This is a genomic window from Actinoplanes sp. NPDC051633 (assembly GCF_040681735.1).
Classification (GTDB): domain Bacteria; phylum Actinomycetota; class Actinomycetes; order Mycobacteriales; family Micromonosporaceae; genus Actinoplanes.
Genome location: NZ_JBFAZH010001412.1, coordinates 1 through 1,789 on the forward strand (window position 1 = coordinate 1; position 1,789 = coordinate 1,789).

The window sequence follows — 1,789 nt, forward strand, 5'->3', positions numbered from 1 at the left end:
CGGACTGCTTGACGCCGAGCGCGGCGGTGGGCTCGTCGAGGATCAGCACCCGCGCTCCGAAGTAGACGGCACGGGCGATCGCCACACACTGGCGCTGGCCCCCGGAGAGGGTGCCGATGGGCTGGTCGATGTTCTTGACCACGATGCCCATCTTGCGCAGCTCCTGGTCGGCGATCTGCTTCATCTCCTTGACCTTGAGCTTCGCGAGGGGGTATCGGCCCGCGGTCAGCTCGGAGCCTAGGAAGAAGTTGCGCCAGACCTCCATCAGCGGCACCACGGCGAGGTCCTGGTACACGGTGGCGATGCCGTGGTCCAGGGCCTCGCGCGGGGACGAGAAGTGCTGGTCGGCGCCGTCGACCTTGAGGGCGCCCTCGTTGTGCGGGTGCAGGCCGGAAATGATCTTGATGAGGGTCGACTTGCCCGCGCCGTTGTCGCCCAGCACGCAGGTCACCTCGCCCGCGTTGACTTGCAGGTTGATGCCGCGCAGGGCGCGGATCGCCCCGTACGACTTGCCGACCTCCGTCATCTCGACGAGCGGCTCGCCCTTGACCAGTTGGCTGTCGGCGTGATCCGCAAGCGTGTCCGTCATGGGTATCAGCCCACTTTCCGAGTAGTGGAGAGCCGCTTGACGTAGAGGTTGACCAGCACGGCGAGCAGCAGCATGACGCCGAGGAAGGCCTTGAACCAGTTCGGGTCCCAGCCGGCGTAGACGATGCCGAGGCTGGTCATGCCGAAGATGAAGGCGCCGATCGCCACACCCCAGGCGTTGCCGAAGCCGCCGGTGAGCAGCGTGCCACCCACGACCGCGGCGATGATGTAGAGGAACTCGTTGCCGACGCCGTTGCCGGACTGCAGCGTGTTGAAGCGGTAGAGGGTGTGCATGCCGACGAACCAGCCGAGGAACGACACCGTCATGAACAGGCCGATCTTCGTCTTGATCACCGGGACACCGACCGCGCGGGCACTGTCGACCGCGCCGCCGACCGCGTAGAACCAGTTGCCGATACGGGTCCGGGTGAGGATCCAGGCCGCCAGCGCGACGAACAACACCCACCAGATGACCGTTCCCCAGACCGTCACGCCGCCGATCTTGAAGCTGGACGCGAACACCGACTGCAGCGAGCTGAAGCCGTCGATGTCGGCGATGGACGGGGTGGACACCTGGCCGGTGACCAGCTTGGTGACGCCCAGGTTGGCGCCCTGCAGCACGAAGAACGTGCCCAGGGTGATGAGGAAGCTGGGGATGCCGGTCTTCATCACCAGGTAGCCGTTCAGGAATCCGATGGCCAGGCAGAAGATCAGCGACAGGATCGCGCCGACCCAGAGATTGACGCCGAAATACCAGCAGAACATCGAGTTGACCAGGCCGGCCGTGGTGACGATGACGCCGGCCGACAGGTCGAACTCGCCGCCGATCATCAGCAGGCCGACGGCCACCGCGACGATGCCGATGGTGGACGACTGGTAGAGCACGGTGAAGAACGACTCGGCCGAGCGGAACGCGGGGGCGACCGAGAGGAAGAAGATGAAGATGATGATCGCCGCGACCAGGGCACCCACCTCGGGGCGGGCCAGGATCCGGTTCGACAGGCCGAGTTTGACGCGGTTGGACGGCTCCGAGGGTGCGGGCGCCGGAGCCGTCTGGACGGTTTGGCTCATGGCTGGAACTCCGATCACTGCTGCCGGGGCTGCCGGCCCGGGGGTGGGCCGGCAGCCGCCGCAGAGGGGATAACCGGGTGTTGTTCTTGGTGTACGGGAGGATCGTGGGGGTGTTGTTGGAGTCGGACAT

General features: G+C 66.0%; 2 protein-coding genes. Both read right to left on the minus strand.

The genetic code is table 11. From position 1 onward, the window contains the following. A partial coding sequence (locus AB0M20_RS41550; protein WP_364306829.1) for an ATP-binding cassette domain-containing protein occupies positions 1–589 on the minus strand: 589 nt, incomplete at its 3' end. A 5-nt stretch (positions 590–594) separates the two neighbouring features. Further along, on the minus strand, positions 595–1,659 hold the full coding sequence (locus tag AB0M20_RS41555; protein WP_364306831.1) for an ABC transporter permease: 1,065 nt from the start codon (positions 1,657–1,659) through the stop codon (positions 595–597). Positions 1,660–1,789 lie beyond the last annotated feature (130 nt).